Source organism: Kordia jejudonensis, assembly GCF_001005315.1.
Taxonomy (GTDB): Bacteria; Bacteroidota; Bacteroidia; order Flavobacteriales; family Flavobacteriaceae; genus Kordia; species Kordia jejudonensis.
In genome coordinates this window covers 1-836 of the sequence record NZ_LBMG01000168.1, presented here as the reverse complement: position 1 = coordinate 836, position 836 = coordinate 1, and the positions used below count along the sequence as shown (strand labels likewise).

Annotated in this window: 1 pseudogene; it reads left to right on the top strand. The window is 41.1% G+C overall.

From position 1 onward, the window contains the following. Positions 1-836 (top strand): annotated as a pseudogene (locus AA089_RS25330) (CUB protein); the annotation flags it as partial.

Here is an 836-nt window from a genome sequence, read left to right as displayed (position 1 = left end):
CTCGCCATATACCAACATCAGCAATCCACAACCTGTGTTTGCACGTGTAGAAAATGGAATCACAGGATGTTTCAGTATTACGAATTTTAACATTGTTGTGAGCGAATCGCCAGTAGCGAATGTGCCTACAGCTTTGGAATACTGCGACACCGACAACGATGGTTTCGGAATCTTTGACATTCGAAGTACTGAGAATCAAATCACAGGTGGCGTGATTCCAGGACAAGTAACGGTAACTTACCACGAAACACCAGAAGATGCGGATAACGATGTCAATCCATTGCCTGATACGTATACGAATATCAATGCAGATGCTCAAACCATTTATGTACGTGTGGAAAATGTCCTTACGGGATGTTTCAATGTTGTACCACTTGATTTAATCGTGAATGATGCCCCTGAAATCGCTGCCTTAGATGCGGCTACGCTGGAAGAATGTGACACTGATACTGATGGTATTGCTCAGTTCGATCTAACGTTAAGTGAGCCTGATATTCTAAACGGAGAAGATCCACTAACACATACCATTCGTTTTTACAACACACTGGCTAATGCCAACTTAGGTACTGGCGCAGGAGAAATCAACAATGTAAATGCCTACAGTAACATCACGCCAAATTCACAAGTTATTTGGGTACGTGTGGATGATTTAACTACTAGCTGTTTTAGAGTAACTAATCTTACCTTGATTGTCAATGAACTACCAGTACTTGTACAATTGCCAGGTCTAGAAACCTGTGATGCGGTGAGTTTAAATGACGGAATTGAAGTATTTGATCTTTCATCACTCTCTGAACAATTACTAAACAATGCGCCAGGGATTAGTTTAGACTACT